The following is a 15,231-nucleotide window of genomic DNA, read 5'->3' as shown; positions in this document are numbered from 1 at the left end:
CACAGTGTCTGAACATATATAGTTTTGTTCAGACACCTGATTCATTGAGACTAATCCACTGAAATACTAGCGCTTAAAGTAGCACTAAACTTAAGATAAAGACCAAGGTCATGGCGGTGATCCCTTGTACTAACGTTGCCATGGTTTGCGCTTTATAAGCTTGCTTAACACTCATGCGGCTAAATTGAGTCACGACCCAGAAGAAACTGTCGTTCGCATGAGAGACGGTCATCGCGCCAGCACCGATGGCCATGACGGTGAGCACGCGTCCCATGTCACTGGCAAGACCAATATCACCTAGCATAGGCGCAACGAGAGCAGATGTAGCAACAAGAGCAACCGTCGATGAGCCTTGAGCTGATTTCAGTGCTGCAGCAACGATAAATGGCATGAATATGCCGATCCCAAGCGCTGACAGTGAGGTGCCAATAAAGGTACCAATTTCCGTCGCTTTAAGGACTGCACCAAATGCACCACCAGCGCCCGTGATCAACAAGATAGGTGCTGCGACCACTAAACCTTGGCTAATACGTTCGCTAAACTCTTTGATTTTATTATCGCTTTTCAATAATGAAATTGAGAGAAATAGACCAATCATTAGCGCGTTGACGGGCTGGCCTAGAAAGATCAGTAGATCGAATAAAAAGCCATTACCCAACGGCGCTGAGGGAAAGTTAGCGATAGAGCCAAAACAGATGAGTAAAATAGGCACAAAAATGGGAGCAAAGGCGCGCGAGGCACTCGGTAAAACACCGTAGGTTTCTTTGAGTTGTTCAAAATCATCTACGTTGTTTTTAAGCTCTTCAGCCCCTTCACCGTCTGGTTCAACGTTAGCAAAGCGGTTTGCCCAAAGCGTGCCAGCAAGCGCTGCAACCGCGGCAACAAATATACCAACAAATATAACTAAACCTAAGTTAGAGCCTAGACCTAAGTTTCCCGCAGCGGCAATGGGACCCGGTGTTGGTGGCACGAAGGTATGGGTGGCGTACAAACCAGTTGCTAGTGCCACACTCATGGAAACACTAGAGACCTTCATGCGATTTGCCATCGATTGTTTCAATGAGTTTAAGATCACGAAACCTGAGTCACAAAAGACCGGGATAGAAACCAAGTAACCGATAATCGACATGGTTAGGGTTGGGAAACGCTTGCCAAGCACCTTAATGACCACATCTGCCATGGTGATGGCTGCGCCACTTTTCTCAAGTATGGTACCGATTATGGTACCCAAAACGATAACTAAGCCGATGTAGCCTAGAATCCCGCCAAATCCTGAGGTGATGATACCGGCGATATCAGCGCTCGGTAAACCATAGGAAAATGCAGTAATAAATGAAGCGATAATTAAGGTTAGAAACGGGTGGAGTTTAAATTTAGAGGTGGCAATAACAATGAAAAATATCACTGCCAACAAGATAAGTACTTGGCTCATAGGGGGTCCCTGTTTGGGTATTATTGGTTATTTTTTGGGTTAACCCGGTTTGTTAGTCGTGTCACTAAGGTATTTCAGGCTGTGACTATTATCCTGTCCCAAGTTTCATCAAGCATCGTGACGAGTGACGAATCTATTGATTTTATCGAGCGATAATTTGTGCAAGTGCACAAAAATATTGATTGTGACGCTCTTTCATTACACGAGAGACTTAGGGAGTTGTTTGATACAAGCGTGGGGATATTAATGCCGTAACCCAGTTAAAGACTCAAACACTCATACTAACTTCACTAAAATGCCGAAAACGATACGCCCTTTATCAATAAAAGTGAGATGAATTTAAAGCAACTCCTTCTAAAACAAGCTTGTTTCTCTTAATTACTCTAGCGTATCATTCCAGCAGATTAAGTGATAAATACCTGTTATAAAAAGATGAAACTAATTTTTCTACTCTGCTCTTTAATATTGATCTCTCCTTTTACTAGTCACGCTGTCGACCTGACTTCTTATGATGTTGATGTTGCAGCTTTGCTACTTGAATATCAAGGCGATGGGGATGTGGCGGCTCTGCTTCGAGAATATCAGGGGAGTGCTGGTCATTCAGCCCTTGATAGACCTTCAGTGCTGACCATTATTGATGAAAATGAATCCAGTACCTTTGTTGATTTTGAGCGTGGATTAGTCCTAATCGAGACCGCGAATAAACATCAGCTCAAACAGGCCATCGTGCAGGTGTTGTTGACGCAAGTAGACCCAAACTTGGTTGATGCTAAGACGGCGCAGGACTTTGGTTTAATTAATAAGGGGAAACGGCCTTTTTTCTGGGGGCAAATTCTTGATCATGAAGGTAAGCCTATCGAATATCGTTGGCGTGCGGAGCGTTTTGCCGATCACCTTATCGCTAAAAATGTCACCCAAGATACTCGGGTACGTATCGCCATTAAAATGGTCGCCGATCACACCAAGATCACGGGCGGGAAATATATTCAATATGCTCAAGCAGCAGGCAGGCTTTATGGCATTGCTCCTGAGCTGATTATGGCCATTATGGAAACAGAGAGTTCCTTTAATCCTATGGCAAGATCTCGCTCCAATGCATTGGGCTTGATGCAGGTAAAAGCCAACACCGCAGGAAGAGACTATTTCTCTCTCATTAAGGGTTATAAGCACACGCCGACTTCAGCATACCTTTATGACCCGCAGAAAAACATCGATCTTGGGACGGGTTATCTACAGATATTATCTACGCGTTACTTAGCGGGAATTACCCATCCTAAAAAGCTGGAGTATGCCATGATCTCCAGCTATAACGGTGGCAGCGGCAATTTGTGGAAGAGTTTAGATCCTAAGGCTAACCGCACCAAAGCGATTGCGCGTATCAACAAGATGACCGTCAGTGAGTTTTACTGGTTTCTCACCAATCGGCACATCAGAGGGGAAACGCGACATTATTTAACTAAGGTCAGCAATAAACAGAAAAAATATACCCATTTATAAAGGGTCACTAGTTGCTCTTCAACTATTGAGATGATGTGGCTAAGTTTAAACGTAACCACATATCGGTTAACTATTTGGCATTTTTAGCGGCTATCCATTGCGACATGTACTTAGTACTTGCCATTGAATGATGCTTAAGCATGGCACCGGTAAAGTTATTCAGTCTGTGCTCTGCCATATTTACTAAGGTATGATTGAGTTTATCTAACCATTGTTGACCTAACACCTCACCATCATAACGCGCATTCAATAACGTAGATGCGTGCTGTTGAGCCTCAAACCAGAGTGACTCTTGAGTGTAAAGATCCACAGCTGCTTGAACAAAATTATCAATATTATCAGTAACGTACCCTGGCCAGACCTCATCTTGATGCATGCCTTCACTGCCTACTGATGTGGTCACGCTGGGGGTTTGCATGATCATGGCATCGAGCAGCTTGCCTTTAATACCTGCGCCAAATCGAATCGGGGCCAAACAGATTCGAGACTGCTCCATGACCTGATAAGCATCTTCAGCCCAACCTTTGATTAAAAAACCAGTCTTCGTGTTATTGAGGGCGGTGGCTTTAGGTGGCGGATAGGATCCATAAATATGCAGTTCAGCTTGGGGGAGTTGTTTTCTAATCAGAGGCCAAATTTTTTGCAAGTACAATACCGTGTCCCAGTTTGGCGCATGTCGGAAATTGCCTATGGTCATAAAGTGCTGACGTTGCGAATAATCTTTAGTTTCAGTAGGGCATTGATTCAAGTTCACCATGAAAGGGAGGTGATGCAACAGACTTGGATCTATGTTGAAGCGAGTTGTTAATAGCTCCATCTCGAAAGTGGAGATGATGAGTGAGATATCACAGCGCAGAATGGCGGCTATTTCGCGCTTGGCCAGATCGCTGTAAAGATCCGTTTGAGTTACCGCACGCTCACTTTTATGGGCTTGGTGGCGGGCATTACGTAAAAACTGCAAATCTTCGGTATCGAGAACCTTTAGTGCATCCGGGCAGTTTTTTTCAACGCGCCAGCCAAACTGTTCCTCCATCATAAAGCGATCGAACATCACGATGTCAGGCTGAAACTCTAAGAGATACGAGTCGAAACTGTCACAGTTAAGGGTAATTTGCTTACTGGTGATGCCTTCGCTGGTCAGATCTATCATGTGATCCGATGGTGCTGCTGGAGTGGCAAACTCTACCTGCCAACCTTGCTGCTTGTAGAGTCTAAGAAGTGACATCATGTGCGTACCTGCTGCTGATGAATTGGGCTCTGGCCACACATACCCGATCACTAATACTTTTATCATTACTTCTTCCACACTAGATAACGCACTCTTAAAGAGGGTCATCTTATACCTGAATGGAGTATAAAAGTGAACTTCACACAAATTTAAATCGCGCTGAGTGATGGTGTTTAACTGGTTAACATCTGGCCAATATAGAGCTGTAATACCCCATCCAGTTGTTGGACATTGACTCCAGTGATCTTTTGGATCTTATCGAGTCGATATCTTAATGTGTTGCGGTGAATAAATAGCGCATTGGCACACATCTGCTGATCACCAAAGTGGGCGAGATAAGCTGCTAGTGTTTTATTAAGCTGGCCCTTTTTATCAGCCTGTAATAACGCTTGATAGGGTGTTATTAGCTCTTCCCCGCGCCAGTCATCTTTGAGCGCAGACAACAGTACCCTAAGTGAATAGTCGTCGTAGAGATATTTGTTTTGTTCAGGGTGCAGTTGTATACCTAAAGCTAAGGTCTCTTTGGCTGTTTGGTATGAACGAGAGATATTGGTAGGTTTAGTGAAAAAATGCCCAAGTGATATTTTGAGTCTTGCGGTCATCTCTTTAGGCAAACGAGAGAGCAGTTGATCGATGCGTTCGCTTTCTGGATGTGGTTCCCACTGTTTACCGTTAAGGAAAGCGGGTTTTAAAATGACGAGTTCTGTCATTGAAGTCATGGCGACTAAGTTACCACGAGAAGGGTTTTCAAGTAGGTTGAGTACCATTTTCAAGATAGAGTTAGCGGATATCTGATCTTTATCTCCCTGTACTTGAATAACGGCGGCCACGCGAGGAGCATCAATATCAATGCCCAATTGTGAAGACCAATCTCTGAGGTGGCAGTTAAACACCCCCTTGGATTTTATTAATTGGAGAATGAACTCCTCTTTTTGACGGTATTGCCATTGGGCAAGTTCGAGGGAGTTAGCTTGCTCGACAATTAACTCAGCGGTCATTTTGAGTAGTTCGCCATAATTGTTTAGTGTGTCGGGCTCTCCTGTAATACCGATAACACCAATAATCTCACCTTTATAGTGTAGCGGTAAGTTAATGCCCGCTTTCACGCCATGGAGGGTATTTGCGCTAGCAGCATTTATTTCGACGGTTCTATTTTGACTAATGGCGAGTAGAGCACCTTCGTGAGTCGAGCCTACTCGATGAGGATCACCAGAGCCTAAGATCACGCCTTGAGCGTTCATCACGTTAATGTTATGCACGATGATTTTCATCGTACGCTCTACAATCTGTTGTGCCAAAGTGGTATCAAGAAAGTACACCGTCATCTCCCTAAAGGTTTTGTTTAGCGTAATGGATTTTAGATGCCGCCACTAATAAGAGGCAACACAGGATTTTGAAGACAGAATTTATTCTGAGTTGATAGCGCTATTGGTGGTGCGAGTAAGCTCAGCGACGCGAGATTTCAGTGCGGGGAGCAGTATTTGTTCGCACTCAGGGTGTTTCTTCAAGAAGAGATTATTTCTGGGACTTGGATGTGGCAATACCATGTGACTAGGCCAGTAATCTTGCCATTGGGTAATGGCTTGCGTCACCGTGAGTTTACCGCCTGTGGTGGCTTTTCCCAGATGGTAGTCAATGGCGTATTGGCCAAGAATGATGGTTAATTCAACATTAGGGAGTTGATTGAGCAGGGCTTGTCGCCAGGTTGTAGCACACCTTTTTAGCGGTGGCTTATCACCACTTTTTTTACCGTTAGTGATTATCGTACCAGGGAAACAAAATCCCATTGGTAAGATGGTAAACAGTTTAGGATTGTAAAACTGTGCTTCACTGACACCTAGCCACTGTCTTAATCTGTCGCCACTGGGATCGCTAAAGGCGCGTCCATGGTTATGGGCTCGTATTCCTGGTGCTTGCCCTACGATCAAAATCTTAGATTCAGCTGAGACTTGAATGATAGGTTTAGCAGGCAAAGGAAGGTCAGCTTGGCAAAGCTGGCAAGCTGAAATTTGCGTAATTAAGTCAAGTAGATTATCTGTGCTCATTATTTTGAAGCAAAAACCTCAATCGTTTTATAGAAGCAGTATATCAAGGTTGAATAGCTTATCATCAATACCAACAAGATTAGAGGTGCAATCTGTTGTTGAGCTGTAGCGTAATGACTGACAGTCACTTAGAAGGCAGTAAAAGTAGGTGAGCGGTGAGTGATTTTATCAAAAAGGCGAGTGTTCATCTCTGGACACTCGCCTCTTTTCAAAGCTTACAAGCGGTAGCTCATGCTTAACATGATAAGGTGCGCGTTATAGTCGTGGCTGTTGCTGCCAAAACTGAGCACGTTCCAGATCCCATCAGGTGCAATATCGTTACCTGCATCATTATCTTGGTATTTCTCCATCTTATAATCTAAGCGAAGCGCCATCTGTTCAGTGGCTTGGTACTGACCATAGATATTGACGTTGTGAACTTTAGCGAAGTAATCCCCATAATCCCCGGTAATACCTTGGGTAACCTGAGTGTTACTGTTTGAATCGGCATAGGTGTAATCTACGCCCAGACGAAGTTTCTTCTCCATCAGATTGCTGTAGCTAAAGCTTGCGCCGATCACATCGACCTGATCTTCAACCTTGCTTGTCCAGGTTGGCGCGCTAAAAGTACTGCTGCCAGCTTGATCCGATTCAATGATTTGACGGTTGTAGAAAGCCGTTAACGTCATGTCATCGGTTAGCATATAACTGGCACTGGCGTCATAGCTTAAGTCGGTCGATTCCGTTAAGCCAATCTGGGTGTCATTGTAGTCATCGATGGCGTAGCGCGTACCAAAGTCTAAGGTTAAAGTTTCGATTGGACTGTGGGTGACTCGAGCCTCAATCATGGTGCGCTTACGGTCGGCTAAGTTATATTTACGCAGCAGATCATTTGACTCAGATGAGGTCCATTCAGAGGCTTGATACTGCGAACCATCACGCTGGCCGTAACTTCCTTTAATCCACATGTCCCAGTTTTCGAAACTGCTTAGTCGGAATTGAGTCCAAAGCGTATTTTCGTTAGTGGTTTCGCGGTCTTGGTATGTACGGTCATCAGTGCGGTAATCGTAGCCTGTTTCAAGCTTCATTCCACGGTTGATACGGTAATCAACACTCAATTTAGCGCGCTGAGTAGTGATATCATATGGCGTGTTATAGGCTGCTTGACCTGTTGTTGAGTCGATGCTGATCTGCGTCCACTCTTCAATGTTGGTCTTGTTGTCACGGTCTGAATAATCGTAACTTGCTTTAACACGCACGCTGCGATTAATACGCGAGACTAACTTCAAGTTAACCCCAGTCATGTCAACCTGACCATCGAGAGATTCAGTTGGCACTTGATAACCGTAACCTGAGGTAACAAAGGCTTGATCTTGTGTCATCTGGCCATAATGAACACGTGCGCTCATGATGGTTTGCTCAATGTTCATCTGTCCTATTAGCGAAACCGTATGGGCTTCGTTATCGGGGTCTAGTGACATATAGCCATGCGTTGCCGCGCCAAACGTCGGATTAAAGGCGTTATCAAAACCTAGTTGGCTATAGGCGTTCTTAAATATTGAGCCACTATAGTGTATTGCGGTAAACCAGTTATCGCCCTTAAGTTTAACGCCAGCTTCAACGGTGTCAGTGGTGTAGTCGACGGGTTCTGCTAACATCATTGACTGGTTGAAGAAGCTTCCAGAAGCTTGCTTGAGTCCGGTTTTATCTTCACGCAGGTAACTAACGTAAGTGCTCCATAACTCTTCGCCTTGGTAGTCAAAACCTAGACCAGTGCGCTTACGTTTCAGCGATAGTTCGATTGGGCTTAAACTGTTGTAGAGTTGACTCATATCTTGAGTTGAACCGGCAGTTTGCCAATTGTCTGGCAAGGTAAGATCATCCCCACCCACCCCTAAATATGGTGTCATGGCGCTGTCGGTTTTGTAGGTCGCAATTTGGCGGTAATTGAGGTTTAAGTTGTATTGACCGACTTTACCTGCATCAATATCTAAACGGCTACTTTCCATGCCCAAATTATCAGCTTCAACCGTTGCACGGTAGCCGCTTTTGCCCACATAAGTCAGATCGGCATCGACCTTGCCTGCAAACTCATTTTCTGCTGCAAAAGCATTGGCAGAGCGAATATCATCGCTGCTGTTGTAACCCATGCCCACACCAACGGTGCCTTTTACGCCAGTTTCAACCACACAACGCTTACAATCCCACTTGTCGAACTTTACCTTGTCGGTATTCGCATTTTGCAGGCCGTAGCCTCCAGCTGCCATAGCTGTTGTGGCTATCCCTGCATTAGCAAGTAGGGCGAGGGTCACTAAATTTAATTTGAATTTCATTTTCTCGACTCCTGTTAGCGTTGGAATAGCTTGCCTGATGGATGGTTAGAACCATGGATCTGATTATGGCAATTCAAACAACTACGACCGCCAGTGAAAGCATTGCCGCCGACGCTTGAACCTTGATCTGTGTTACCAAGATAAGCATTGCTGGCATGACCATCGCTTGCATGGCACTGCTGGCATAGTTGAGGAGCGCGCGTTTTCAGCATGGCATCATTGACGCTGCCATGTGGATTATGACAAGTCACACAATCTTCAGTGACGGGTGCATGCTCCCACAGCTTTGGGCCACGCTTCTCGGCGTGACAGGAGTAGCAGGTTTCATTAACGCTAGGCTTAACTAAATCAGAATCTGACATGGTGCCATGTGGATTGTGGCAATCGCTACAGACCATTTGGTTCCATTTCATTGGGTGGCTAGAGCGCTTATTCATGTCTGCTTTTTGCTTAGTGTGACAGCTAGTACAGACTTCCATCTCAGTGTTTTTAGACAGGACTGGGTCTTTGTCTGTGTGGACTGAGTGGCAAGAGGCGCACGCAACATCAGCATTGTCATGGTGTCCACCATTCCAAGCCATGCGTTTATCATCTTGGTGACAACTCATACAGACGCTATTTTGCTTTTCAGCAGACAAGGTTGAATCAGGGCCGAAAGCAATCATCGGCTCATTACCACCACGGTTGTGACTGCCTTGTGGACCATGGCAAGCTTCACATTGAAGACCCGCCATTGGGCTCTTGCTTGAATCGACTGAGCCATGAACACCTTTAAAGATATCCATCACTTTTTCTGATTTACGGTGACACATTAAGCAAGAGTCAGCCCCTTTTGGTGAGTACTTACCTTCAGCAAACTTCTTATCCAGCGTGGCCTCGACTTCATCGGGGCTCATCTTAGCATCCCACTTTGAAGCTGTTGCTGTGGTGGCAAAGCCAAGCGATAAAATAGCTGACACCATCAGTGCTGGTAATACACCAGTAGAGAATTTTTTCATTGTTTTTATGATCTTCATAATAGGTTCCTAAATTTGCATAATATTGAACAGAAAGCGGGGGAGAGCACTCCCCCTGTTTTCATCTCAACGTGTGCAAATTACATTTTCACCGAAGTGTGATCATTGATGCTTGGATTGTGGCACAACAAGCAGGTCTCTAACTGGGCTGCATCGTTAGCAACATTGTAGTCAGCATTAACCTTAGCGCCTTGACCTTCAACGTGATTTTTAAACTTATCACCGCTGTAGCTATGGCATGAGTAACAGGTCGCTGCGATAGGTGTGGTGTAACCACCGTCAGTGGCCATTGCGCCTTTTACCTTGAATGCATCAGTGTTGAAATCTGAGTGACACTGACTACAGTTCATGCCTGGAATGGCAGCATAATCGCCTTGGCTGTGTACCTTGTGCAGTTTCATTTCAAGAGCACCTAAGTTACCGCCAGAAGCGTAAGTGCCATCAGGAGTATGACAAGAAGCACAACCATCGATGCCAACAACCATGTCGCCCGCTTCGTTGACTCGGCCAAGCTGATCTGTCATTACAAAACCTGGGTGGTAACCTTTGTGTATCTCAAACTCAGTACCATGACAGCTTTCACACGCGGTGAAGTTTACTGAATCTGTATGGCGTACACTGGGTGTTTCGCCAGACAAAGTGCCATGAGCAAGTTCAGCTTTCATGCCTGTGCTTTCAACGCCTTCTCCACAAGCAACTAAGCCAGTGTCGTCGTTACACAGTGCTAAACCAACAAAGCTAAAGGCGGTATCAGTATCGCCTGTGCCATAAGGTAGATCTTTGATGACGGTGACAAACTTACCATCCACAATGTCTACTTTATCGTCTAAAACACCGGCTTTAACGAAATCAATCGCCACCTTCTTTAGTCCTGCAGGATTAGGGTTGTATCCCATAATCGGGAAGTTAGGCCCAACGTTAGTGATGGTTTCTAACTGCTGAATGTTGGCAACCAATGTGTTTGCATCGATGGCTACGCCTTGTGCATTGGTGATGGTGACGCTTAGTGTTGTATCGCTACCAGCATCTGTTGTGACGGCCGTTAAGCTTGCTTCCATTCCATACTGTTCAACAAACGCTTTCTTTTGAGCAAAGCCGTCAGTGTGTAGCTCTTCAGTCCAACTTGCTTTGTGACATGCGATACAATTTGAGTTGTCATCTTGCTGAGAGTGACCTTGACCCGCTTTAAAGTCGATATTTACGTGGCAGCTAGTACAGGTTTCCATGGTTGGTACACGAGACCAATTGCCCCATTCACTCAACTCATCGCTGTCTTCTTCTGGTGCGACGTGACAGGTTTTACAGTTGTCTTGCAGTAAAGCATGTGCTTTTTCTGCATCTTGGGTGAATTCACCTGTGGTTCTGTCTGCTTTATAGCCTTTCGCTGAGTTATGGACGTTGTGAACCATATGCGTGAAAGCAACTTCAGGCTTGCCGCGTTCTTCTGCCCACTCTTGAGTGTGACAAGAAGCACAGGTCTCTGCTGAGGTGTAGCCGTGATAGATTTTTTCGTCTTCTGCGTGACATGAGTTACAGGTTGCGGTTGCGACAATATCTTTGCTGTAAAGCGCCTGGTAACCATCACCAGAGAAATCTTGTGATAGCTCAGTGCGCGGCACTGTGGTTACGCCATCTTGTAGGGTAGAGGCACTGGCAATGACATTGTACCGTTGAGTCAGCTCTGAGTTATATCCATCAAGCGTGACATCGAAGGTGTAATGACCGTTCTTATGATCGGTAAAGACTTTCTCTGAACCTATCTTTTGCCATTGTGCGCTATTGCCTGCACCCGTAGCTCCTTGAGGGATCAGTTGTGCTACAGCTTTAACCTCAAGCAATTTTAGACCTACCACTGGCAAGTCTTCTTCATTGGTCGCAAAAACAGTGACAGTTGGCAAACCATTTTGGTAAGTCACTTTGGTCACGTTGAGATTGAGGTCGTTGACGACTTCGGCTGCTGGGCCACCTGGCTTACCAGGATTCCCCTCATTGCCATCACTGCCGCCACAGCCTGTTAAGGCCATTGAAACGGCGCTTGCTGCGAGAAGCAGCGCAATATTATTATTTTTTACGTTCATCATTTTTTCCCTGCATAGGTTTGACATCGACTTATGTGCTCTGGGCGAAAAACGATACTGATTATCATTCGCATGTTTTTCATTATAAATGTGCTACTTAAGTCAATGCTGGAAACAAAAATCCCCAAGTAAAGGCTAACGTAATGAGATGATAAAATCTGCAAGGCGGGTGCTAATGTGTGACCAAGATCCGTCTATTTATAAAGGGGTAGGTCGTTGAAGGCGGAGAGTGTAAAAAACGCAGTGATATTATCTGACTGCTTGGCAGGTAAACCATTGAAGTTATATAGCACTAATCATGGTTTTGAGGAGAAAGAAAAGGGAGGCAATGCCTCCCTTTTAGTAGAGTCGAATATTAATGGATTAACGTAATACTAGGGTCTCTATTGTTGTTTAGTACCCGTGTAGTTCAATCACTTTTTCTGCTGAGTGACAAGTAGAACAGGTTTCTTTAGCACGGTGCTGTACATCTGCAGCATCAACACCATCTAAAATACCGCCATTAGTGGTGATGTGAGATTTTCCTGAATCACTTAAGTACTTCTGGTGGCAGCTTAAACAAGCACCCGCATCAGAAGATACCCAGATATCATTACCGTTAGCATCACCGTAACGCCATGCACGATCAGGAGAGCGTCCTAGCTCAATACCATTGTTAGTGTGACATGTTTTACAGTCTGTTTTGACCACAGTGCTTGAACCAACACCTGCATACTTCAGGTAGTGGCCTTCTGCATGGTGAGCTTTATAAGCGAAGCTTGTTGGTACATTGCCGCCCCACTTATTAAGCCCTTTGTCAGGAGTGTGACAAGTTTGACAGTTTACGCCGTTGTCGTAGTGAACTATCTCTTGGTTGTGACAACCCATACATTTAGTAGTATCGATAATATCACGACGCGCTTTTGCAGGCTCACTTGTGTCTGTATCATTCCAAGTAAAGCCTAAAGGCGCATCTTGGATATAAGCAGCATTGGTGAGTAGCTTAGTTGGATCCGTTTCATCATATTGACAAGCGGTAGGCTCAACTGTTGGACGGCCGTAACCACCAGCTTTGAAGCAAGTCGCCACACCAGCAAATAACTCAACACTTTTGCCTTTCAAATCAGCAGGAAGTTCAAGTACACTTTTACTGCTGTTGATGGTGAAAGTCTGTGTGGCTTCATCATAGGTAGACACGTCAGGATTTAACAGTGCAAAACCTCGTGCACTGTATTTAGTGCCATCAGTGTATGCTGGATAGTCCTTGTCGGTATCCCATGAGAAGTAGATACTTGATTTAGTGTACTTGCTTGGGTTAGCGATAAACTCTTTAGTTACTGGCTCGCCTTTTTCATCTAAAATTTGCAGATCGAAAGTCAGCACATCGCCTGTAACTTTGATATTGCTATATTTAGCTGAATAACCTTGGCTAGCCTTGTAACGCTTAGTCGCATCGCCATGAGCTTCAGCACCACTTCTTGCGTAACCTTCTTCAATATGACAAGAGATACAGTTTTCATCGCTTGGGTCATGATATGCTTTTGGCATAGTGGTATGACAGGCGATACAAGCTGTATTACTTTGGTTTGCAAGGAATAGTTCTGCATCAGCAGGCGCATTCTCACCTGTTACGTGACAAGCGGTACAATCAGCAGCAGGGGTTTGCGGATACATCACCTTACCGTAATCGTGAACGCCACCACCATAACCGATCACTTTATACGGTGCTGGAATATTACCTTTTTCATCTGCATCTGGAGAATCAGGAGCATAAGTCGTGCGTGCATCACCTTTATGGATCGCGTGGATCATATAGGTAAAGTCGACACTGTTGCCTGATTCTGGATCGCCAGAAGTTGCTGTATGACAAGAGGCACAGTTTTCTAGGTCGATGCGCTTACCACCATGGAAAGCAAGGCTTTCTGGTTGGTGACAGGTATAACAAGTTTCAATCGCAACAACATCACGAGTTTGAATACCATCAGTCATGCCTGAAGACGGTTGCCAATCGAAATGGGCATTAGCGGCAATCTTTTCACTACCACGTACAAGCTCTAGTTCTAGTGTTGCACGCTGGGTGTTTTCTGCATTATAAACCACGGCTACTGGTGTGGTTACATCGGCGATATTTTGCTTATATGTATAGCTGTAAGAGCCGTCACCGTTATCAACGAAGCAAGTTTCACAACTTGCAGCACTCTCTACACCAGCTTGGACCTGATTAGAAGGATTGATGTTGGTTTCGTCTTCAGGGATCCAGTCTTCGTTAGGCGTTTTTGGTGTGTTGATATACGCCTGCCACTGGAAGCCACGGTCAAATTCCACAGCTTCGCCACCTTCACCGAAAATACGGGTTTCGTGAGATAACTGAGCAATACCAAAATTTAGCTCAAGACCTTTTTTAGCTAAATCCAGATCAAGAATGGCGACACCATTATCATTTTCAAGCTTAAAGTTGACTGTAACTGAACCAGCATCAACAGCTGCATCAGTCAAAATAGCATTAATACTTTTTGCATTATCGATGTTAACACCGATTACACCATCTTCTCCGTTAGTGCCATCTTTTCCGTCGCTGCCGCAACCGATAAGAGCAAAAGAGAGAAGTCCTGCACCTAATACAGCTTTGGTCGCCGCATTAAAATTGAACTGTTTCATCATGATTATTCCCTGCAATAGTTTTAATCATCACTAATCGTTTGCTAATTTAGCTTAACTTGAGATAAGAGTGATTCTTATTATCAAGCTCTTGTTAATCAAGAGATTAGTGTGCGGAATTAATTTCCACCTATAGGCTAACTAAGCATGAGCTTTTTAGCAGGTGTTTTAGCCGCTTTATGTGAGTTAGGTCTGACTATTTCTTTAGAGGTAGATGGTTGAAAGGTATTTCAGGGCTGTTTTGTATTTTTGCTCGAGTGTTATCGGATTCTGTTAAGTTGAATCCCCGCCGAATGTGATGTCTAAATTTGCATGAAAACGTTAATTTAGTCCTGTTTTATGTGGTCGTGATTCTCCGGTTGTTCAAGGATTGTAAGCTAACTAACCTCCTTATTGCTTATGGTTGATTTTTGAGTCGGACTAAGGAAGAAAGTGCTCTGATTTAGAGGAGTAAGACGAAAGTGTGATGCTTGTCACGTCAAGGTTGAGAGGGCTTCGTCATAATTCACGCCGTAGTGATAATCGTTCTCAAGTAAGGCTGGCCTTGGAATTAATTTTGTTCGGACGTTTATTAGTTGTGACTTTTGTCACATAATAGAGAATACAATTGAAAACTATTATCGTTTCGAGTACCAAAAATTGATCTAGGTAAAGTTATTCCTCATTTACCTTAGTTAAAATTAGAACAAGTTTAAGAATTATTGAGACCTAGGTATAAAGCATAATGAAATTAAGCGATTTAAATCCTGGCGAACACGCCACCATAGCAGCTGTTGGTCAGTTAGAACTGCCGGCAGTGGTAAAACGTAAATTGCTATCAATGGGGATCACGCCAAATACCCGTTTCCAACTGCTTCGTAAAGCGCCACTAGGCTCAGGTCTTGAACTCGATATCCGTGGTAGCAGGCTCTGTATGCGTTGTGATTTGGCCAACATTATAGAAGTTGTAAAAATTGAAGCAGTAAAAATTGAGGCGGTAGAATAGA

At 44.5% G+C, this 15,231-nt stretch carries 10 protein-coding genes; 2 read left to right on the top strand and 8 right to left on the bottom strand.

What is annotated here, in order from left to right:
- Positions 1 to 73: 73 nt before the first annotated feature.
- Positions 74 to 1,432: a GntP family permease gene (locus FN961_RS10020; protein ID WP_144040045.1), complete on the bottom strand. Its 1,359-nt coding sequence runs from the start codon at positions 1,430 to 1,432 to the stop codon at positions 74 to 76.
- A 432-nt stretch (positions 1,433 to 1,864) separates the two neighbouring features.
- On the opposite strand from FN961_RS10020, the gene FN961_RS10015 reads away from it, so the two are divergent.
- Positions 1,865 to 2,929 carry a murein transglycosylase domain-containing protein gene (locus tag FN961_RS10015; protein ID WP_144040044.1) on the top strand — a complete coding sequence of 355 codons (1,065 nt, stop codon included), beginning with the start codon at positions 1,865 to 1,867 and terminating at the stop codon, positions 2,927 to 2,929.
- Between the two features lie 70 nt (positions 2,930 to 2,999).
- On the opposite strand, the gene FN961_RS10010 is transcribed toward FN961_RS10015, so the two are convergent.
- The 7 genes from FN961_RS10010 to FN961_RS09980 form a co-directional block, all read right to left on the bottom strand.
- Positions 3,000 to 4,223 (bottom strand): glycosyltransferase family 4 protein, encoded by a 1,224-nt coding sequence (locus tag FN961_RS10010; protein ID WP_144040043.1) that lies wholly within the window; start codon positions 4,221 to 4,223, stop codon positions 3,000 to 3,002.
- A 107-nt stretch (positions 4,224 to 4,330) separates the two neighbouring features.
- Positions 4,331 to 5,476, bottom strand: coding sequence for a sugar diacid recognition domain-containing protein (locus FN961_RS10005; RefSeq protein WP_144040042.1), 1,146 nt, complete (start codon positions 5,474 to 5,476; stop codon positions 4,331 to 4,333).
- Positions 5,477 to 5,563: 87 nt separating this feature from the next.
- Positions 5,564 to 6,202: a uracil-DNA glycosylase family protein gene (locus FN961_RS10000; protein WP_144040041.1), complete on the bottom strand. Its 639-nt coding sequence runs from the start codon at positions 6,200 to 6,202 to the stop codon at positions 5,564 to 5,566.
- A gap of 215 nt (positions 6,203 to 6,417) precedes the next feature.
- Positions 6,418 to 8,514 (bottom strand): MtrB/PioB family decaheme-associated outer membrane protein, encoded by a 2,097-nt coding sequence (locus FN961_RS09995; protein WP_144040040.1) that lies wholly within the window; start codon positions 8,512 to 8,514, stop codon positions 6,418 to 6,420.
- A 14-nt stretch (positions 8,515 to 8,528) separates the two neighbouring features.
- Entirely contained in the window at positions 8,529 to 9,530 is a 1,002-nt protein-coding gene (locus FN961_RS09990) for a DmsE family decaheme c-type cytochrome (RefSeq protein ID WP_144040039.1), read from the bottom strand.
- A gap of 80 nt (positions 9,531 to 9,610) precedes the next feature.
- The gene (locus tag FN961_RS09985; protein ID WP_144040038.1) at positions 9,611 to 11,611 is read right to left on the bottom strand and encodes an OmcA/MtrC family decaheme c-type cytochrome; all 2,001 of its coding nucleotides are present in this window, start codon (positions 11,609 to 11,611) and stop codon (positions 9,611 to 9,613) included.
- 390 nt (positions 11,612 to 12,001) lie between these two features.
- Complete coding sequence (locus tag FN961_RS09980) at positions 12,002 to 14,248, bottom strand: OmcA/MtrC family decaheme c-type cytochrome (protein WP_144040037.1); 2,247 nt, start codon at positions 14,246 to 14,248, stop codon at positions 12,002 to 12,004.
- Between the two features lie 721 nt (positions 14,249 to 14,969).
- Here FN961_RS09980 and FN961_RS09975 point away from each other — a divergent pair.
- A complete protein-coding gene (locus FN961_RS09975; protein ID WP_144040036.1) occupies positions 14,970 to 15,230 on the top strand; it encodes a FeoA family protein in 261 nt (86 codons plus the stop codon).
- Position 15,231: the final 1 nt, after the last annotated feature.

This window comes from Shewanella hanedai, assembly GCF_007197645.1.
Classification (GTDB): Bacteria; Pseudomonadota; Gammaproteobacteria; order Enterobacterales; family Shewanellaceae; genus Shewanella; species Shewanella hanedai.
The sequence above is the reverse complement of the archived record's forward strand: the minus strand, read 5'-3'. Positions and strand labels throughout refer to the sequence as shown.